Source organism: Streptomyces venezuelae (assembly GCF_008642315.1).
In the GTDB taxonomy this organism is placed as follows: Bacteria; Actinomycetota; Actinomycetes; order Streptomycetales; family Streptomycetaceae; genus Streptomyces; species Streptomyces venezuelae_D.
In genome coordinates this window covers 46,071-63,679 of record NZ_CP029192.1, presented here as the reverse complement: position 1 = coordinate 63,679, position 17,609 = coordinate 46,071, and the positions used below count along the sequence as shown (strand labels likewise).

General features: G+C 72.5%; 20 protein-coding genes. 18 read left to right on the top strand and 2 right to left on the bottom strand.

Features of this window, described 5'->3' with window-relative positions:
- Positions 1 to 10: 10 nt before the first annotated feature.
- From cysC to DEJ48_RS00275, 7 genes are all read left to right on the top strand, one after another.
- On the top strand, positions 11 to 547 hold the full coding sequence (gene cysC / locus DEJ48_RS00305; protein WP_150213321.1) for an adenylyl-sulfate kinase: 537 nt from the start codon (positions 11 to 13) through the stop codon (positions 545 to 547).
- Positions 544 to 1,479 carry a sulfate adenylyltransferase subunit CysD gene (cysD, locus tag DEJ48_RS00300; protein ID WP_150213319.1) on the top strand — a complete coding sequence of 312 codons (936 nt, stop codon included), beginning with the start codon at positions 544 to 546 and terminating at the stop codon, positions 1,477 to 1,479. The genes cysC and cysD overlap by 4 nt, the downstream gene beginning before the upstream one ends.
- Entirely contained in the window at positions 1,479 to 2,804 is a 1,326-nt protein-coding gene (locus tag DEJ48_RS00295; protein WP_150213317.1) for a sulfate adenylyltransferase subunit 1, read from the top strand. The genes cysD and DEJ48_RS00295 overlap by 1 nt, the downstream gene beginning before the upstream one ends.
- Positions 2,792 to 3,904 (top strand): ABC transporter substrate-binding protein, encoded by a 1,113-nt coding sequence (locus tag DEJ48_RS00290; RefSeq protein WP_150213315.1) that lies wholly within the window; start codon positions 2,792 to 2,794, stop codon positions 3,902 to 3,904. The genes DEJ48_RS00295 and DEJ48_RS00290 overlap by 13 nt, the downstream gene beginning before the upstream one ends.
- A 19-nt stretch (positions 3,905 to 3,923) precedes the next feature.
- Positions 3,924 to 4,712, top strand: coding sequence for an ABC transporter ATP-binding protein (locus DEJ48_RS00285; RefSeq protein ID WP_150213314.1), 789 nt, complete (start codon positions 3,924 to 3,926; stop codon positions 4,710 to 4,712).
- Positions 4,699 to 5,580 carry an ABC transporter permease gene (locus tag DEJ48_RS00280; protein ID WP_150213312.1) on the top strand — a complete coding sequence of 294 codons (882 nt, stop codon included), beginning with the start codon at positions 4,699 to 4,701 and terminating at the stop codon, positions 5,578 to 5,580. The genes DEJ48_RS00285 and DEJ48_RS00280 overlap by 14 nt, the downstream gene beginning before the upstream one ends.
- Positions 5,581 to 5,811: 231 nt before the next feature.
- On the top strand, positions 5,812 to 6,918 hold the full coding sequence (locus tag DEJ48_RS00275) for a ParB/RepB/Spo0J family partition protein (RefSeq protein WP_223831814.1): 1,107 nt from the start codon (positions 5,812 to 5,814) through the stop codon (positions 6,916 to 6,918).
- A gap of 10 nt (positions 6,919 to 6,928) precedes the next feature.
- Here DEJ48_RS00275 and DEJ48_RS00270 read toward each other — a convergent pair whose 3' ends face one another.
- Entirely contained in the window at positions 6,929 to 7,168 is a 240-nt protein-coding gene (locus DEJ48_RS00270) for a DUF6059 family protein (protein WP_150213308.1), read from the bottom strand.
- 273 nt (positions 7,169 to 7,441) lie between these two features.
- Here DEJ48_RS00270 and DEJ48_RS40715 point away from each other — a divergent pair, with 273 nt between their 5' ends.
- Both DEJ48_RS40715 and DEJ48_RS00265 read left to right on the top strand, forming a co-directional pair.
- Entirely contained in the window at positions 7,442 to 7,570 is a 129-nt protein-coding gene (locus tag DEJ48_RS40715; RefSeq protein WP_263399426.1) for a hypothetical protein, read from the top strand.
- 51 nt (positions 7,571 to 7,621) lie between these two features.
- The gene (locus tag DEJ48_RS00265; RefSeq protein ID WP_411757408.1) at positions 7,622 to 8,038 is read left to right on the top strand and encodes a pyridoxamine 5'-phosphate oxidase family protein; all 417 of its coding nucleotides are present in this window, start codon (positions 7,622 to 7,624) and stop codon (positions 8,036 to 8,038) included.
- 29 nt (positions 8,039 to 8,067) lie between these two features.
- On the opposite strand, the gene DEJ48_RS00260 is transcribed toward DEJ48_RS00265, so the two are convergent.
- Positions 8,068 to 8,544, bottom strand: coding sequence for a nuclear transport factor 2 family protein (locus DEJ48_RS00260; protein WP_223831813.1), 477 nt, complete (start codon positions 8,542 to 8,544; stop codon positions 8,068 to 8,070).
- Positions 8,545 to 8,719: 175 nt separating this feature from the next.
- On the opposite strand from DEJ48_RS00260, the gene DEJ48_RS00255 reads away from it, so the two are divergent.
- The 9 genes from DEJ48_RS00255 to DEJ48_RS00215 all read left to right on the top strand — a co-directional run bounded on the left by DEJ48_RS00255 (position 8,720) and on the right by DEJ48_RS00215 (position 17,550).
- Positions 8,720 to 10,195, top strand: coding sequence for an FAD-dependent monooxygenase (locus tag DEJ48_RS00255; RefSeq protein ID WP_150213306.1), 1,476 nt, complete (start codon positions 8,720 to 8,722; stop codon positions 10,193 to 10,195).
- A gap of 87 nt (positions 10,196 to 10,282) precedes the next feature.
- A complete protein-coding gene (locus DEJ48_RS00250; RefSeq protein WP_150213304.1) occupies positions 10,283 to 10,981 on the top strand; it encodes an antibiotic biosynthesis monooxygenase family protein in 699 nt (232 codons plus the stop codon).
- A gap of 97 nt (positions 10,982 to 11,078) precedes the next feature.
- On the top strand, positions 11,079 to 11,408 hold the full coding sequence (locus DEJ48_RS00245) for a TcmI family type II polyketide cyclase (RefSeq protein ID WP_150163894.1): 330 nt from the start codon (positions 11,079 to 11,081) through the stop codon (positions 11,406 to 11,408).
- Positions 11,405 to 12,676 (top strand): beta-ketoacyl-[acyl-carrier-protein] synthase family protein, encoded by a 1,272-nt coding sequence (locus DEJ48_RS00240; protein WP_150213302.1) that lies wholly within the window; start codon positions 11,405 to 11,407, stop codon positions 12,674 to 12,676. Before DEJ48_RS00245 ends, DEJ48_RS00240 begins: the two co-directional genes overlap by 4 nt.
- A complete protein-coding gene (locus DEJ48_RS00235; RefSeq protein ID WP_150213300.1) occupies positions 12,673 to 13,884 on the top strand; it encodes a ketosynthase chain-length factor in 1,212 nt (403 codons plus the stop codon). Before DEJ48_RS00240 ends, DEJ48_RS00235 begins: the two co-directional genes overlap by 4 nt.
- Positions 13,885 to 13,958: 74 nt before the next feature.
- Complete coding sequence (locus DEJ48_RS00230; protein ID WP_150213298.1) at positions 13,959 to 14,228, top strand: phosphopantetheine-binding protein; 270 nt, start codon at positions 13,959 to 13,961, stop codon at positions 14,226 to 14,228.
- A gap of 13 nt (positions 14,229 to 14,241) precedes the next feature.
- Positions 14,242 to 15,027: a 3-oxoacyl-ACP reductase FabG gene (gene fabG / locus DEJ48_RS00225; RefSeq protein ID WP_150213296.1), complete on the top strand. Its 786-nt coding sequence runs from the start codon at positions 14,242 to 14,244 to the stop codon at positions 15,025 to 15,027.
- Positions 15,028 to 15,068: 41 nt separating this feature from the next.
- On the top strand, positions 15,069 to 16,013 hold the full coding sequence (locus DEJ48_RS00220; RefSeq protein ID WP_150213294.1) for an aromatase/cyclase: 945 nt from the start codon (positions 15,069 to 15,071) through the stop codon (positions 16,011 to 16,013).
- Position 16,014: 1 nt separating this feature from the next.
- Entirely contained in the window at positions 16,015 to 17,550 is a 1,536-nt protein-coding gene (locus DEJ48_RS00215; RefSeq protein ID WP_150213292.1) for an FAD-dependent monooxygenase, read from the top strand.
- The last annotated feature ends 59 nt before the right edge of the window (positions 17,551 to 17,609 follow it).

The following is a 17,609-nucleotide window of genomic DNA, read 5'->3' as shown; positions in this document are numbered from 1 at the left end:
GGAGATGCCCGTGACGACCGGAGTCACCGTGTGGCTCACCGGCCTGCCCAGCGCCGGCAAGACCACCATCGCCTACGAGCTGGCCGCCCGGCTCCGCGCGGACGGGCACCGCGTGGAGGTCCTGGACGGCGACGAGATCCGCGAGGCCCTCTCGGCCGGCCTCGGCTTCTCCCGCGCCGACCGCGACACCAACGTGCAGCGCATCGGCTACGTCGCCGAACTCCTGGCCCGCAACGGCATCCTGGCACTGGCCCCGGTGATCGCCCCGTACACCGACAGCCGCGAGGCGGTCCGCAAACGCCACGACAGCAACCGCACCCCCTACCTCGAAGTGCACGTCGCCACCCCCCTGGAGGTGTGCAGCGCACGCGATGTCAAGGGCCTGTACGCCAAGCAGGCCGCCGGCCAGCTCCGGGGCCTGACCGGCGTGGACGACCCCTACGAGGAGCCCGCCGCACCGGACCTGCGCCTGCCCGCCCAGCACCAGAGCGTCAAGGAGTCCGCCGCCGCGGTGCACGCCCTGCTCACCGAAAGGGGACTGTTATGACACCGCCCCTCGACACGGTGCAGGCCGGCGAGAGCCCCTACGCCCTCTCCCACCCCGACGCCCTGGAATCCGAGGCGGTGCACATCTTCCGCGAGGTGGCGGGCGAGTTCGACAACCCGGTGCTCCTCTTCTCCGGCGGCAAGGACTCCATCGTCATGCTGCACCTGGCGCTCAAGGCGTTCACGCCCGCGCCGGTGCCCTTCGCGCTGCTGCACGTGGACACCGGCCACAACTTCCCCGAGGTGCTTGAGTACCGCGACCGCGTGGTCGCCGCGCACGGGCTGCGCCTGCACGTCGCCCACGTGCAGGACTACATCGACCGCGGCGTGCTCAAAGAGCGCCCCGACGGCACCCGCAACCCGCTGCAGACCCGCCCGCTGACCGACACCATCCAGCAGCAGCGCTTCGACGCCGTCTTCGGCGGCGGACGCCGCGACGAGGAGAAGGCCCGCGCCAAGGAGCGCGTGTTCTCCCTGCGCGATGAGTTCTCCCAGTGGGACCCGCGCCGCCAGCGCCCCGAACTGTGGCAGCTCTACAACGGCCGGCACCTGCCCCGCGAGCACGTCCGCGTCTTCCCGCTGTCCAACTGGACCGAGCTGGACGTGTGGCAGTACATCGCCCGCGAACACATCGACCTGCCCGCCATCTACTTCGCCCACGAACGCGAGGTGTTCGCACGCAACCACATGTGGCTGACCGCCGGCGCGTGGGGCGGCCCCAAGGATAGCGAGCGGGCCGAGAAACGCCGGGTGCGCTACCGCACGGTCGGCGACATGTCCTGCACCGGCGCGGTGGACTCCGACGCCGACACCATCGACAAGGTCATCACGGAGATCGCCGCGTCCCGCCTCACCGAACGCGGCGCCACCCGCGCCGACGACAAGCTCTCCGAGGCCGCGATGGAAGACCGCAAGCGCGAGGGGTACTTCTGATGAGCGTTCTGAGCGACACCGCCGCCGACACACTGCGCTTCGCCACCGCCGGCTCCGTCGACGACGGCAAGTCCACCCTGGTCGGCCGGCTCCTGCACGACTCCAAGTCGGTCCTGGCCGACCAGCTGGAAGCCGTCGCCCACGCCTCCCGCAACCGCGGCCAGGCCGCCCCCGACCTGGCGCTGCTCACCGACGGCCTGCGCGCCGAACGCGAGCAGGGCATCACCATCGACGTCGCCTACCGCTACTTCGCCACCCCCAGACGCCGCTTCATCCTCGCCGACACCCCCGGCCACGTGCAGTACACCCGCAACATGGTCACCGGCGCCTCCACCGCGGAACTGACGATCATCCTGGTCGACGCCCGCAACGGCGTCGTCGAACAGACCCGCCGCCACACCGCCATCGCCGCCCTGCTGCGCGTCCCGCACATCGTCCTCGCGGTCAACAAGATGGACCTCGTCGGCTACGAGGAGGCCGCCTTCGCGGCGATCGCCGAGGAGTACACCGCCTACGTCAAGGAACTGGGCGGCCCCGAGGTCACCGTCATCCCGATCTCCGCCCTGGCCGGCGACAACGTCGTGGACACCTCCGCGCACATGGACTGGTACGGCGGCCCCACCGTCCTGGAACACCTGGAGACCGTGCCCGTCGACCACCACCTGGCGCCCTGCGCCGCCCGGCTGCCCGTGCAGTACGTCATCCGCCCCCAGAGCCCCGCCCACCCCGACTACCGCGGCTACGCCGGCCGCATCGCGGAGGGCACCTTCCGCACCGGCCAGCAGGTGCGCGTACTGCCCTCGGGCCGCACCACCACCATCACCGCCATCGAACGCCTGGGCCGGCCCGTCGAAACCGCCCGGGCCCTGCAGTCGGTGACCGTGCTCCTCAAGGACGACCTCGACGTCTCCCGCGGCGATCTGATCGTGCCGGCCGCCGACGCGCCGGCCACCACCCGCGAGGTGACCGCGACCGTGTGCCACGTCGCCGACCAGCCGCTGGGCGTGGGCCACCGGGTGCTCCTCAAACACGGCACCCGCACGGTCAAGGCCCTGGTCACCGACATCCCCTCCCGCCTCACCCTGGAGGACCTCTCGCCCTACCCGCACCCCGGCCGGCTCCTGGCCAACGACATCGGCCAGGTGCGGCTGCGCACCGCCGAACCGCTGCCCCTGGACACCTACGCCCACTCCCGGCGCACCGGCTCGTTCATCCTCATCGACCCGGCCGACGGCACCACCCTGACCGCGGGCATGGTCGGCGAGTCCTTCGCCGGCCCGGACCCGGCCACCGACCGTGCCAAGGACGAGGAATGGGACTTCTGACCCGGCGCACCGCACCGGCCCTGCTGGCCGCCCTGCTGCTGCTCGCGCCCGCCGGCTGCGGCTACGGCTCGCAGGCCAAGGAGAAGGACACCGTGCGCATCGCCGCCGGCGCACAGAAGATCGACGGCCTGGACTCGGTACGGATCGGCTACTTCGCCAACCTCACCCACGCCACCGCGCTGGTCGCCAACCGGCAGGGCTTCTTCCAAAAGGCGCTGGGCGCCACCCGCGCGAGGTACGCCACCTTCAACGCCGGCCCCTCCGCGATCGAGGCCCTCAACTCCGGGTCCCTGGACATCGCCTGGATCGGGCCGTCCCCGGCGATCAACGGGTTCACCAAGTCCGGCGGCACGAACCTGCGCATCATCGGCGGCGCCGCCTCGGGCGGGGTGAAACTCGTCGTGAACCCCAAGAAGATCACCTCCCTGGACGACGTCCGCGGCAAGAAGATCGCCACCCCGCAGCTGGGCAACACCCAGGACGTCGCCTTCCTCAACTGGATCGCCGAACAAGGCTGGCAGGTCGACGCGCAGCGCGGCACGGGCGAGGTGACCGTGGTGCGCAGCGACAACAAGGTCACCCCCGACGCCTACAACTCCGGCTCCATCGACGGCGCGTGGGTGCCCGAGCCGACCGCCGCCAAACTCGTCGCCCAGGGCGGCAAGGTCCTGCTGGACGAGAAGAGGCTGTGGCCCGGCGGCACCTTCGTCATCACCAACATCGTCGTCTCGCAGCGGTTCCTCGCCCGCCACCCCCGCGTCGTCCGGGCGGTGCTGAAGGCGTCGGTGGACACCAACCGGTGGATCCACCAACACCCCGGCCCCGCCAAGCGGGCCGCCAACCGCCAGCTGGCCGCCGACGCCGGCAAGGCCCTGCCCCGCCAGGTCCTGGACCCGGCCTGGCAGTCGATCGACTTCACCGACGACCCGCTGGCCGCCACCTTGCGCACCGAGGCCGCCCACGCCGTCAGGGCCGGCCTGCTCCAGCGCCCCGACCTGTCCGGCATCTACGACCTCACCCTGCTCAACCAGGTCCTCAAGGCCGCCGGGCAGCGCCCGGTGGACGACGCCAACCTGGGCGTGCGCCAACCCCCTCGATGACTTCCCGGAGGTGACGACCATGACCACGACCCTCGCCAAGACCGCGGACGGCACCGCGACGGCCCGCCACGCCGCCCGCCTCGAGCACGTCTCCAAGTCCTTCGCGGGCCCCGCAGGGCCCCAGCTCGTCCTGGACGACATCAGCCTCACCGTCGCACCCGGCGAGTTCGTCACCCTCCTGGGGGCCTCCGGCTGCGGCAAGTCCACCCTGCTCAACCTGGTGGCCGGCCTCGACGGGCCCACCACCGGCGAGATCACCACCGACGGCCGGCCCGCCCTGATGTTCCAGGAACACGCCCTGTTCCCCTGGCTGAGCGCCGGCAAGAACATCGAACTCGCCCTGCGGCTGCGCGGCATCGCCCCCAAACGGCGCCGCGCACGCGCCGAGGAACTCCTGGAACTGGTCCGCCTCAAGGGCGCCCACGGCAAACGCGTGCACGAACTGTCCGGCGGCATGCGCCAGCGGGTCGCCCTGGCCCGCTCCCTGGCCCAGGAGAGCCGCCTGCTGCTCATGGACGAACCCTTCGCCGCCCTGGACGCCATCACCCGCGACGTGCTGCACGACGAACTGACCCGCATCTGGAGCGAGACCCAGCTCTCCGTCCTGTTCGTCACCCACAACGTGCGCGAGGCCGCCCGCCTGGCCCAGCGCGTGATCCTGCTGTCCTCCCGCCCCGGGCGCATCGCCCGCGAATGGGCCGTGGACATCCCCCAGCCGCGCCGCATCGAGGACACCGCCGTCGCCGAGCTCTCCATCGAGATCACCGAACAGCTGCGGGGGGAGATCCGCCGACATGGCCAGTACTGACACCAGCGCCCCCAAGGACGGCAACGACCTCGCCGGCCTGGACGCCCTGGAAACCCCCCAGACCGTGCGCAGGCCCTTCACCCTCACCCTCAAGGAGAAGGTCCTGCCGCCCCTGACCGCCATCGCGCTGGTCCTCGCGGTGTGGCAGGGCCTGGTCTCCTTCTCCATCGTCGACGACCCCGGCAAACTGCCCGCCCCCGGCGCCGTGTGGGAGGTGGCCCACCAGGCCTGGCTGGAGGGCGAACTGCTGGGCTACATCTGGACGTCCGTCTCGCGCGGCCTGTTCGGCTTCGGCCTGGCCCTGCTCATCGGCACCCCGCTGGGCCTGCTGGTGGCCCGGCTGAAGTTCCTGCGCGCGGCGATCGGCCCGATCCTGTCCGGCCTGCAGTCCCTGCCCTCGGTGGCCTGGGTGCCGCCCGCGGTGATCTGGCTGGGCCTGAACAACTCGATGATGTACGCGGTGATCCTGCTCGGCGCGGTCCCCTCCATCGCCAACGGCCTGGTCTCCGGCGTCGACCAGGTGCCGCCGCTGTTCCTGCGGGCCGGGCGCACCATGGGCGCCACCGGCCTCAAGGGCACCTGGCACGTGGTGCTGCCCGCCGCCCTGCCCGGCTATGTCGCCGGCCTCAAACAGGGCTGGGCCTTCGCCTGGCGCTCCCTGATGGCCGCCGAGATCATCGCGTCCTTCCCCGACCTCGGCCTGGGCCTGGGCCAGCTCCTGGAGAACGGCCGCAACGCCAGCGACATGGCCATGGTCTTCGAGGCCATCCTGCTCATCCTGCTGGTCGGCATCGCCATCGACCTGCTCGTCTTCAGCCCCCTGGAACGCTGGGTCCTGCGCAGCCGCGGCCTGCTCGTACGGCGCTGAAACCTGCCCCCGCCCGTAATCCGACGACCGTCGACCCACCCTCTACTGGGGCTAGAGAAACCGCTGCGACGCTCATCCGGAATGGCAGCAGAAAGGGCACACCGGATGGCTTTCAAAGACGGGCGGGCTACGGTGATCGCAGACGGTTTGAGTTCCGCCGCACATTCCACTGCACATTCCACGGCGCATTCCACCGCGCATTCCGCGGTGCCTTCTCCGGCGCATTCTCCGGTGCAGCCCCCGGCCCCGCGGTACGGCGCACCGGAGAGCGGCGAGGGAACCGGCCCCGCAATCGGCGGGCAGCACATCGAGAAGACACCGGCGCAGGAACTCCCGGTGCACGCGCTGTCGCCCGGACTGCACCTGCGCCAGGGCGGCATCAACGCCGCCTATCTCCATTTGCTCGTCGAAGCGTCCAGCCGTTCGCCCCTGCCGCCCGTACTCGTCCAGAAAGACGGCTGGCGCATCATCGACGGCCTGCACCGGCTGGAGGCCGCGAAACTCCGCGGCGACCACAGCATTCAGGCGCGGCTCGTCGACTGCACCGACGCCGAAGCGCTCGTCCTTGCCATGAAGGCCAACAGTTCCCACGGGCTTCCGCTGTCGCGGGCCGACCGGGTGGGCGGAGCCGAACGCGTCCTTACGGCCCACCCCGAGTGGTCCGACCGCGCCATCGCCAGCGTCACCGGGCTGAGCGCCAAGACGATCGCCGTCCTGCGCGAACGCTCCGCCTGCGCCACCCCGCCCGGCGGCCAACGCCTGGGCCTGGACGGCAAACTGCGCTCGGTCGGCGCCGGCGAGGGCCGCCGCCGCGCCGCCGCCTACATCCACGCCCACCCCGAGGCCACGCTGCGCGAGGTGGCCCGGGAGACCGAGGTGTCCCTGGGCACCGTCCACGACGTCAGCGCCCGCCTGCGCCGCGGGGTGAGCCCCGAACGCAACGGACTGCGCGGCCCCGGCGCCCGCCTGACCCTGCACCCCGCCGACCGGCCCGAGGACGCCCCGCAGGCCCCGCACCCCCCGGCCCGGCCCGGCCCGCCCCCGGCAGCTGACGAGCCCGCGCCGCGCCGCGCGGTCCCCGCCCCGGCCGAAACACCCCCCGCCTGGGAGACGGTCGCCGCCAAGGTCGCGGGCGACCCGTGCGTGCGCTACACCGCGGGCGGCAAGGAGTTCCTGCAGTGGATGGCGCTGCACGCCGGCGACCCGGACGGCTGGCGCGAGCTCGTCAACGCCGTCCCCGCGCACTGGGTCGGCGTCATCGCGCCCATCGCGGAGAACGTCGGCAGGGAGTGGAGCCTGTTCGCCGAGCGGCTGCGAAGCCGCCAGGAAGCCGTCTGACCCCCGCCGTTCAGGGCCCGTTCTCCAGCTGCCGGTTCAGGGCGCGCTCCACCGGGGTCAGGGCGACCTCCGGGCACAGCCGCTCCGGATGGCCCGCGGGCGGCCCGCCCGGCCGCGCGGCGGGCGGCGGGGGAGGGGCGGGCGGCGGGGGAGGGGCGGCGGCAGGATGTGCCGCCGAGATGTAGAAGGCGCCGTACGCCCGCAAGGACGCGTACACCTCGCGCCACAGACGCCTGATGAAGCTGGCCATGGGGGTCCCTCCAACGGGGCGTGGCCGCGGGGCGGCGATGGGCCGGGCGCGCGCCGGGAGCCGCCAGCGTGGAGGCCGCCGGTCGCACCGGATTCGAAGCCGACTCGACCGCCGCGGCCCCCCGTGCACCCCGCGCGCCCCGCGCGCCCCGCGCGATGCGGCATCGAGGCGGACTCGAGCCGCCCCTCCGCCCGGCCTCAAGAGGGCCTTGCCAACGTGGGCGGGTGGAGCAAGCCGGCTCCGCACGGTGCACGGTCGCGGAAGGACAGGCCCATGGACGAGGCCGAACGTGAGCGGCAGACACGCGGCGTCGAGGGGATCGCGCCGGTGCTCCGGCTGGCCGGGGTGGACGAGGAGGAGGACGATCCCGCGGAGTGGAACGTGATCCGCGGGATCGACTGACCGGGTGCCGGGGCGCGTTGCGCCGGTGAGACCACAGAGGAGTCCAAGACGATGACGCTCTCCCCGCAGCGCGCCGGCGCGACGGCGATGTCCCCCGCGGCCCGCCGGTTCCTCACCGCGCCGCACACCGGTGTGCTGAGCACGCTGCGGCCCGACGGCTCGCCCCACCTGACGCCGGTGCGCTTCACCTGGGACGCACCGGCCGGCCTGGCCCGCGTGCTGACCGTGAACACGACCCGCAAGGTCAAGAACGTGCTGGCCGCGCCGCACGCACGCGTCGCACTGTGCCAGGTGGACGGCTTCGCCTGGGTCAGCCTGGAGGGCACCGCCCGCGTCGTCGAGGCCCCCGAACGCGTCGCCGAAGGGGTCCGCCGCTACACCGAGCGCTACTTCTCCGGCCCGCCCAGCCCGCCCGGCCGCGTGGTCGTGGAGATCACCGTCGACCGGGTGCTGAGCCTGAACTGCTGACCTGCCGCCCGCGGCGGACCCGCCGGTCATCAGCCGCGGGCGCCGGGCGGCACCCCGTCCACCCAGATCAGCCCGAAGGCGAGCCGGGTCAGCCGCCAGCCGCCCGCGGTGCGGCGGGCCGCACCCGACACCGAGGTGCCGGTGGTGAACAACTCCGGGCCCGGGCCGCCGGGATGGTGCACGTGCGTGGACAGCAGATTGGCGCGCAGCGCCGCCTCGTCGCCCAACAGGTCCACCACCGCGGGCGAGTTCAGATGCTGGGTGCGCGCGAAATTCTCCAGCGCGGCCCGGTGCCACGCGGCGAGCCCGGCCCTTCCCTCGTGCCGGCTCAGCGGAAATGCGACCACCGCGTCCTCGGTGAACAACGTGCGCGCCCACGCGTCGTCGAGCTTTTCGGTGTCCAACGCCAGCAGATAGCGGTCCAGGAGACCGCGCACCGTAAAGGCATCCACCATGGCCGTATCCGGAGAGTCCGGAGTGAAGGATTCAGCTTCAGTCGAGGTCATGCTTGAGAATGCGCCCACAAACCCGCACCGACCAACCCCGCCTGTCAAAGATCTGACGTTGTCCGCACGTTTCTGTAGTGGACTGCAAAAGCTGTGTACCGGCGTCCCTTTACCGGCTGCTCGGGCGCTGTCCATACTCGTAAAACATCAACCACACGACGGCGGATGGGCGACGATGGACAATTATGACGCGGACGTGATCATCGTAGGTGCAGGACCCACCGGTCTTATGTTTGCCGGTGAGTTGGCGCTGCACGGAATTTCCGTGACCGTGCTCGACAGGCTCGCCGAACCGATGCGGCAGTCACGCGCTCTCGGCTTCTCCGCGCGCACCATCGAGGAATTCTCCCAGCGCGGACTGCTCGCCCGCCTCGGCGAGGTCGACGTCATCCCCGCCGGGCACTTCGGCGGCGTACCGCTGGACTACCAGGTGATCAGCGGCGGTTCCTACGGCGCCCGCGGCATCCCCCAGTCCCGCACCGAGGCGATGCTCGCCGGCCACGCCACCGAGCAGGGCGCCCGCATCCTCCGCTCGGTGGAGGTCACCGGCCTCACCCAGGACGCGGACGGAGTGACCCTGCACACGGCCGGCACCGGGGGAGAGGCCAACGGCGGGCAGCTGCGCGCCCGCTACGTGATCGGGTGCGACGGCGCCCGCAGCGCGGTGCGCGGCGCCGCCGGCATCGACTTCCCCGGCACCGAGCCGGCCATCGAGCTGCGCTTCGCCGACATCGCCGGGGTGCGGCTGCGGCCCCGCTTCGCCGGCGAGCGGGTGCCCGGCGGCATGATCATGGTGCTGCCGCTGGGCCCCGACCGCAGCCGCATCATCTACTACGACCGCAGCCGACCGCTGCGCGAGAGCACCGAGCCGATCACCTTCGACGAGGTCGCCGACACCTTCCAGGAACTGTCGGGCGAGGACATCCACGCCGCCACCCCGCTGTGGGTGAGCTCGACCACCGACGTGAGCCGGCAGGCCGCCCGCTACCGGCAGGGGCGGGTGTTCGTGGCGGGCGACGCCGCGCACATCCACTTGCCCATCGGCGCCCAGGGCATGAGCGCCGGCGTGCAGGACGCGGTCAACCTCGGCTGGAAACTCGCCCTCGTCCTCAAGGGCCTGGCCCCCGAGACACTCCTCGACACCTACCACGCCGAGCGCCACCCGGTCGGCGCCCGCATCCTGACCAACACCCTGGCCCAGCGCATCCTCTACCTCGGCGGCGAGGAGATCACCCCGCTGCTGGAGGTGTTCACCGAACTCGTCCGCTACGAGTCGGTCCAGCGCCACCTGGTCGGCATGGTCACCGGCCTGGACATCCGCCACGACGTCGGCGCGGGGGAGCATCCCCTGCTCGGCCGGCGCCTGGCCGACGGCGAGCTGACCTGCGAGGGCCGGCCCACCAGCGTCCACGCCCTGCTGCACACCGGCCGCGGCGTGCTCCTCGACCTCGGCGGCGACAGCCCGCTGCCCGCCGCCGCCAAGGCCTGGTCGGACCGCGTCGACATCGTCACCGCACGGCCCGGCCAAGGCCTGCCCGCCGCCGACGCGATCCTGCTGCGCCCCGACGGCTACATCGCCTGGATCGCGCCCGACCCGGACGCGAGCACCCTGCCCGAGGCCCTGGAGCGCTGGTTCGGCCCCGCCGCCTGACCGCCGCCCGAGCACACCGCCGCCCGCCGCCCGGCCCGCACGCCGCGCACCCACCCCTGACAGTCCGACAGGAAGAGACCCGACGCCATGCCCTACATCTCCACCCAGGACAAGCACCTGACCGTCCTCAACCTGTTCACCACCGACAAGCCGGAGAACCAGGACCAGCTGATCCAGGAGATGCGCAAGATCGTCGACACCGCGGCGTTCGACGGCTGGATCTCCTCCACCGTGCACGCCGGACAGGACAGCCCCGGCACCGCCAACTTCATCCAGTGGCGCAGCGGCGAGGACCTGGAGAAGCGGTACGCGGGCGAGGAGTTCAAGCACCGCACGCTGCCCGTCTTCCAGGACATCACCACCTCCATCCGGCTGCTGCAGAGCGAGATCGTCTACACCCAGCGCCACCCCTCCCAGGGCGAGGCGACCGAGGTCTCGCCCGACCGCGACGACCACACCGTCATCGAGATCTTCAAGGTCTCCCCGGGCAACCAGGACGAGCTGATCGCCGAGCTCGGCGAGGGCCAGTCCTGGCTGGTGGACGTGGAGGGCTACCGCTCGCACAGCGTCTTCAAGGGCCTGCGCGCCCGCTTCCTGGACGGCCCCTTCGCCGTCGTCTACTCGCAGTGGGCGAGCAAGGAGAGCTACGACGCCCACCGCCGGCAGCCCTCCGCGCAGCAGTCCGAGGCGCGCCAGAAGTCGCAGGCCCGCATCGACGCCCTGAAGACCGAGAGCGACTGGAACTCCTACCGGGTCATCCACAGCCGCGCCGCCGCCGGCGCCTGAGCCGCCCGGACCGGCCGCGCGCGCCGCGCGCCCGCCCGGCCGGTCCCGCCCGTCCCCGTCGACCACGGCGCCCGGCGCCCACCGCAAGGAGCGAGGTATGCACAGCACGCTGATCGTGGCCCGGATGGCGATCGACTCCAGCCGCAGCGTCGCCGAACTGTTCACCGACTTCGACGCCACCGACATGCCCCACCGGATGGGCACCCGGCGCCGCCAACTCTTCGCCTACCGCGGCCTGTACTTCCACCTGCAGGACTTCGACTCCGACGACGGGGGCGCCCGCATCGAACACGCCAAGGACGACCCCCGCTTCGTCCGGATCAGCGACGACCTCAAGCCGCACATCGAGGCCTACGACCCGGCGACCTGGCGCTCCCCGGCCGACGCGATGGCCCAGCGCTTCTACTCCTGGGAGGCCGGCGCATGACGCGGCGCCGCGTCGCCATCACCGGCCTGGAGGTCCTGGCCCCCGGCGGCCTTGGCCGCAAGGAGTTCTGGCAGCTCATCAGCGAGGGCCGCACCGCGACCAGGGGCATCACCTTCTTCGACCCCGCCCCCTTCCGCTCCAAGGTGGCCGCCGAGGCCGACTTCTGCGGCCTGGAACACGGCCTGAGCCCGCAGGAGGTGCGGCGCATGGACCGCGCCGCCCAGTTCGCCGTGGTCACCGCGCGCGGCGCCGTGGCCGACAGCGGCGCCGAACTGGCCGAGCACGCACCCCACCGCGTCGGCGTGGTCGTGGGCAGCGCGGTGGGCGCCACCATGGGCCTGGACGACGAGTACCGCGTCGTCAGCGACGGCGGCCGCCTGGACCTGGTCGACCACCGCTATGCGGTGCCGCACCTGTACAACTACCTGGTGCCCAGCTCCTTCGCGGCCGAAGTGGCCTGGGCGGTCGGCGCCGAGGGGCCCTCCACGGTCGTCTCCACCGGCTGCACCTCGGGCATCGACGCCGTCGGCTACGCCGTGGAGCTGGTGCGCGAGGGCTCCGTCGACGTCATGGTCGCCGGGGCCTCGGACGCACCGATCTCCCCGATCACCATGGCGTGCTTCGACGCGATCAAGGCGACCACGCCGCGCCACGACGCGCCCGAGCGGGCCTCACGGCCCTTCGACAGCACCCGCAACGGCTTCGTGCTGGGCGAGGGCGCCGCCTTCTTCGTCCTGGAGGAACTGGAGGGCGCCAAACGGCGCGGCGCGCACATCTACGCCGAGATCGCCGGCTACGCCACCCGCTCCAACGCCTACCACATGACCGGACTGCGCCGGGACGGCGCGGAGATGGCCGAGGCCATCCGCCTGGCCCTTGACGAGGCCCGCCTGGACCCCGAGCAGATCCACTACATCAACGCCCACGGCTCGGGCACCAAGCAGAACGACCGGCACGAGACGGCCGCGTTCAAACGGGCGCTGGGCGAGCACGCCTACGACACCCCGGTCAGCTCCATCAAGTCGATGGTGGGCCACTCGCTGGGCGCCATCGGCTCCATCGAGATCGCCGCCTCCGCGCTGGCCATGGAGTACGACGTGGTGCCGCCGACGGCCAACCTGCACACCCCCGACCCCGAATGCGACCTGGACTACGTGCCGTTGACCGCCCGCGACCAGCGGGTCGACACGGTCTTGACGGTCGGCAGCGGCTTCGGCGGATTCCAGAGCGCGATGGTGCTCACCTCGGCGCAAAGGAGCACCGTATGACGGCGGTCGCGGTCACCGGCATGGGCATCGCCGCCCCCAACGGCCTGGGCGCGGCCGACTACTGGGCGGCCACCCTCGGCGCGAAGAGCGGCATCGGCCGCATCACCCGCTTCGACCCCTCGAGCTACCCCGCCCAACTGGCCGGCGAGATCCCCGGGTTCGAGGCCGCCGACCACCTGCCGGGCCGGCTGCTGCCGCAGACCGACCGCGTCACCCGGCTCTCGCTGGCCGCCGCGGACTGGGCGCTGGCCGACGCCGGGGTGGACGTGGCCGCCTTCGACCCGCTGGACATGGGCGTGGTCACCGCAAGCCACGCGGGCGGCTTCGAGTTCGGCCAGGACGAACTGCAGAAACTGTGGTCCAAGGGCAGCCAGTTCGTCTCCGCCTACCAGTCCTTCGCCTGGTTCTACGCGGTCAACAGCGGCCAGATCTCCATCCGGCACGGCATGAAGGGCCCCAGCGGCGTCGTCGTCAGCGACCAGGCCGGCGGCCTGGACGCGCTGGCCCAGGCCCGGCGCCTGGTGCGCAAGGGCACCCCGCTGATCGTGGGCGGCGCCGTGGACGCCTCGGTGTGCCCCTGGGGCTGGGTGGCCCAGCTCGCCGGCGGACGCATGAGCGACAGCGACGAACCCACCCGCGCCTACCTGCCCTTCGACCGCGACGCCCGCGGCTACGTGCCCGGCGAGGGCGGTGCCCTGCTCACCCTGGAGCCCGCCGAGGCGGCCCGCGCCCGCGGCGCCACCTGCTACGGCGAACTCGCCGGCTACGGAGCCACCATCGACCCGCCCCCGCACAGCGGCCGCTCCTCCACCCTGCGCACCGCGATGCGCACCGCGCTGGAGGACGCCGGCATGGCGCCCGGCGACATCGACGTGGTCTTCGCCGACGGCGCGGGCGTACCCGAGCTGGACCGGGCCGAGGCCGCGGCGATCAGCGAGGTGTTCGGCCCGGGCCGCGTCCCGGTCACCGTGCCCAAGACGATGACCGGCCGCCTGCACTCGGGCGCCGCACCCCTGGACGTGGCCTGCGCACTCCTTTCGATGCGCGCCGGCCTCATCCCGCCCACCGTCCACATCGACCCCTGTCCCGAGTACGACCTGGACCTGGTCCTGTACCAGGCGCGCCCGGCCACGCTGCGCACCGCGCTGGTGCTGGCCCGCGGCCACGGCGGGTTCAACTCCGCGATGGTCGTACGCGCCGCACAGTGAGCCGCCCGGGCGGCGCCCCCGGCGGCCCGGCCGCCCGCGCCGGCCGGGCCCGACACGAAGGAAGCAGACCCGACATGAGCGAGCAGCCCTTCACCCTGGACGACCTCAAGCGCATCCTCGTCGAGGCCGCGGGCGCCGACGAGGCCGCCCCGCTGGACGACGACATCCTGGACACCACCTTCGGCCTGCTGGGCTACGAGTCGCTCGCCCTGCTGGAGACCGGCGGCTGCATCGAGCGCGAGTACGCCATCGCCCTGGACGACGACACGCTCAGCGACGAGCTGACCCCCCGTGAACTGATCCACACCGTCAACGAGCGGCTGGCCGCCGCCCGCGCGGCCTGAAAGGACACCCGCCATGACACAGACCGCCCCCCGCCTCGCGCTCGTCACCGGCGCCACCAGCGGCATCGGCCTGGCCGCCGCCCGCCTCCTCGCCCAGCAGGGCCACCGCGTCTTCCTGGGCGCCCGCACCGCGGAGAACGTGGCCTCCACCGTCAAGCAGCTGCGCGAGGAGGGCCTGGACGTCGAGGGCAGCGCGCTCGACGTACGCGACAAGACGTCCGTCACCGCCTTCGTGAGCGCCGCCGTGGAGCGCTTCGGCCCGGTCGACGTCCTGGTCAACAACGCCGGCCGCTCCGGCGGCGGGGTGACCGCGGACATCGCCGACGAGCTGTGGGACGACGTCATCGACACCAACCTCAACAGCGTCTTCCGCATGACCCGCGAGGTGCTGACCACCGGCCGCATGCGCGAGCAGGGCCGCGGCCGCATCATCAACGTCGCCTCCACCGCAGGCAAGCAGGGCGTCGTGCTCGGCGCCCCCTACTCCGCCTCCAAACACGGCGTCGTCGGCTTCACCAAGGCCCTCGGCAACGAACTGGCGCCCACCGGCATCACCGTCAACGCCGTGTGCCCCGGCTATGTGGAGACCCCCATGGCCCAGCGGGTGCGCCAGGGCTACGCCGCCGCCTACGAGACCACCGAGGAGGCGATCCTCACCAAGTTCCAGGCCAAGATCCCCCTCGGGCGCTACAGCACCCCGCAGGAAGTCGCCGGCCTCATCGGCTACCTGGCCGGCGACACCGCCGCCTCCATCACCTCCCAGGCGCTCAACGTCTGCGGCGGCCTCGGCAACTTCTGACCACCGCCCCGCCCCGCCCGCCCGTACAAGGAGCAGCAGTCATGACGACGCGTCAGGTCGAGCACGAGATCACCGTCGGCGCGCCCGCGGCCACGGTCTACCGCCTGCTGGCGGACGTGAGCCACTGGCCGCAGATCTTCCCGCCCACCATCCACGTCGAGCGCGAGGAGACGGGGAAGAACCAGGAGCGCATCCACATCTGGGCCACCGCCAACGGCGAGGCCAAGAACTGGACCTCGCGCCGCACCCTGGACCCCGACAAGCTGAGCATCGACTTCCGCCAGGAGGTCACCACCGCGCCCGTCGCCGCGATGGGCGGCACCTGGATCGTGGAACCCCAGACCGGGGACACCTCCCGGGTCAGGCTGCTGCACGACTACCGGGCCATCGACGACGACCCCCACGACCTGGCGTGGATCGACAAGGCCGTGGACACCAACAGCACCTCGGAACTGGCCGCGCTCAAGGACAACGTCGAACACGCCCACGCCGCCGAGAGCGAGGACCTGGTCTTCTCCTTCACCGACACCGTTCAGATCAACGGCGCGGCCAAGGACGCCTTCGACTTCGTCAACGAGGCCGGGCACTGGCCCGAGCGCCTCCCGCACGTGGCCACCGTACGCTTCGAGGAACCCGCCCCCGGCCTGCAGATCCTGGAGATGGACACCCGCGCCAAGGACGGCTCGGTGCACACCACCAAGTCCTACCGGGTCGCCCTGGACACCCGGAAGATCGCCTACAAGCAGGTCACCCTGCCCGCCCTGATGACCCTGCACACCGGCTACTGGACGTTCACCGACACCGGCCGGGGCACCACCGAGGCCGCCTCCCAGCACACCGTGTCGATCAACACCGCCAACATCGCCAGGATCCTCGGCGAGCAGGCCACCGTCGCCGACGCCCGCGCCTACGTGCACAGCGCGCTGTCCACCAACAGCCGCGCCACGCTGGGCCATGCCAAGGACTACGCGGAGCGGACGCACTGACATGGACGCGCCAGGCCCCGCCCGTCCCCGCAAGGCCGCCCCGGGCCGCACCGGCGTGCTGGACACCCAGGTCATCGTCGTCGGCGCAGGCCCCGTGGGACTGCTGCTCACCGCCGAACTGTGCCTGCACGGCATCCAGGTGGCCGTCGTCGAACAGCGCCACCGCCCCACCAAGGAGTCCAGGGCCTCCACCCTGCACGCCCGCACCATGGAGATCTTCGACAGCCGCGGCCTGCTCACCGACTTCGCAAGCCCGCCCACCGAGGCGCGCGGCCACTTCGGCGGCCTGCCCCTGGACCTCACCCTGCCCGGCGCCTACCCCGGCCAGCACAAAGTGCCCCAGACCAAGACCGAGTCGGTCCTGGAGGAGTGGGCGCTCTCGCTGGGCGCCGACATCCGCTGCGGCCACCGCCTGGAACTGATCGACCTGGTCCAGGACGGCGAGGCGGTCGAGGCACAGGCCATGGACCGCGACGGCCGCCCGGTGCGGCTGCGCGGACAGTACCTGGTGGCCTGCGACGGCCAGGACTCCACCGTGCGCCGCCTGACCGGCGCAGACTTCCCCGGCCAGGGCGCCACCCGCGAACTGCTGCGCGCCGACGTCGAGGGCATCCACATCCGCGACCGGCGCTTCGAGCGCCTGCCCGGCGGCCTGGCCATCGCCGCCCGCCGCCCCGACGGCGTCACCCGCGTGATGGTCCACGAATCCGGCGCGCCCGCCAGAGAGCGCACCGGCGCCCCGCAGTTCACCGAGATGGCCGCCGCCTGGCAGCGGGTCACCGGCGAGGACATCAGCGCCGGCACCCCGCTGTGGGTCAACCACTTCGACGACGCCAACCGCCAGCTCGCCCAGTACCGGCACGGCCGCGTGCTGTACGCGGGCGACGCCGCGCACCGCCAGATGCCCATCGGCGGTCAGGCCCTCAACCTGGGCCTGCAGGACGCCTTCAACCTCGGCTGGAAACTCGCCGCCGTGCTGGCCGGCCACGCCCCGGCGGGCCTGCTGGACACCTACCACACGGAGCGGCACGCGGTGGGCCGCGCCGTGCTCGCCAACATCCGCGCCCAGGCGATGCTGCTGCTGGGCGGCGCCGAGGTGGAGCCGCTGCGCACGGTCCTGGCCGAACTCCTCGACGACGAGCAGGTACGCACCCGCCTCGCCGGCATGATCAGCGGCCTCGACATCCGCTACGCCGGCCACGACGGCGGCCACCCGCTGGTGGGCCTGCGCCTGCCGCACGCCCGGCTGCGGGTGGGCAGCGCCACCTGCACCACCCTGGAACTGCTGCGCTCGGGCCGCGGGCTGCTGCTCGGCCTGGACGGCCGGGTGCCGGCGGTGGGGGAGCGGTGGGCCGACCGCCTGGACCTGGTGGTGGCCCGCCCCGAGCCGGACTCCGACCCCGGCGAGCTGGCCAAGGCGACCGCGGTCGCGGTGCGCCCGGACGGCTACGTGGTGTGGGCCGCCCCCAGTCAGCAGATGGGCGGCGAGACGGAGTTGGCGGCCGTCCTGGAGCGCTGGTTCGGCACACCGCACTGAGCACCCGCACGACATCCGCACGCCCGCACGACATCCGGACGGCATCCGCGAGCGAGGAG

Bases quoted from the DNA above. Each gene is read 5' to 3' on its own strand.
- cysD (WP_150213319.1), top strand. From the start codon at position 544: ATGACACCGCCCCTCGACACGGTGCAGGCCGGCGAGAGCCCCTACGCC.
- DEJ48_RS00295 (WP_150213317.1), top strand. From the start codon at position 1,479: ATGAGCGTTCTGAGCGACACCGCCGCCGACACACTGCGCTTCGCCACC.
- DEJ48_RS00290 (WP_150213315.1), top strand. From the start codon at position 2,792: ATGGGACTTCTGACCCGGCGCACCGCACCGGCCCTGCTGGCCGCCCTG.
- DEJ48_RS00285 (WP_150213314.1), top strand. From the start codon at position 3,924: ATGACCACGACCCTCGCCAAGACCGCGGACGGCACCGCGACGGCCCGC.
- DEJ48_RS00280 (WP_150213312.1), top strand. From the start codon at position 4,699: ATGGCCAGTACTGACACCAGCGCCCCCAAGGACGGCAACGACCTCGCC.
- DEJ48_RS00270 (WP_150213308.1), bottom strand. From the start codon at position 7,168: ATGGCCAGCTTCATCAGGCGTCTGTGGCGCGAGGTGTACGCGTCCTTG.
- DEJ48_RS40715 (WP_263399426.1), top strand. From the start codon at position 7,442: ATGGACGAGGCCGAACGTGAGCGGCAGACACGCGGCGTCGAGGGGATC.
- DEJ48_RS00265 (WP_411757408.1), top strand. From the start codon at position 7,622: ATGACGCTCTCCCCGCAGCGCGCCGGCGCGACGGCGATGTCCCCCGCG.
- DEJ48_RS00260 (WP_223831813.1), bottom strand. From the start codon at position 8,544: ATGACCTCGACTGAAGCTGAATCCTTCACTCCGGACTCTCCGGATACG.
- DEJ48_RS00255 (WP_150213306.1), top strand. From the start codon at position 8,720: ATGGACAATTATGACGCGGACGTGATCATCGTAGGTGCAGGACCCACC.
- DEJ48_RS00250 (WP_150213304.1), top strand. From the start codon at position 10,283: ATGCCCTACATCTCCACCCAGGACAAGCACCTGACCGTCCTCAACCTG.
- DEJ48_RS00245 (WP_150163894.1), top strand. From the start codon at position 11,079: ATGCACAGCACGCTGATCGTGGCCCGGATGGCGATCGACTCCAGCCGC.
- DEJ48_RS00240 (WP_150213302.1), top strand. From the start codon at position 11,405: ATGACGCGGCGCCGCGTCGCCATCACCGGCCTGGAGGTCCTGGCCCCC.
- DEJ48_RS00235 (WP_150213300.1), top strand. From the start codon at position 12,673: ATGACGGCGGTCGCGGTCACCGGCATGGGCATCGCCGCCCCCAACGGC.
- DEJ48_RS00230 (WP_150213298.1), top strand. From the start codon at position 13,959: ATGAGCGAGCAGCCCTTCACCCTGGACGACCTCAAGCGCATCCTCGTC.
- fabG (WP_150213296.1), top strand. From the start codon at position 14,242: ATGACACAGACCGCCCCCCGCCTCGCGCTCGTCACCGGCGCCACCAGC.
- DEJ48_RS00220 (WP_150213294.1), top strand. From the start codon at position 15,069: ATGACGACGCGTCAGGTCGAGCACGAGATCACCGTCGGCGCGCCCGCG.
- DEJ48_RS00215 (WP_150213292.1), top strand. From the start codon at position 16,015: ATGGACGCGCCAGGCCCCGCCCGTCCCCGCAAGGCCGCCCCGGGCCGC.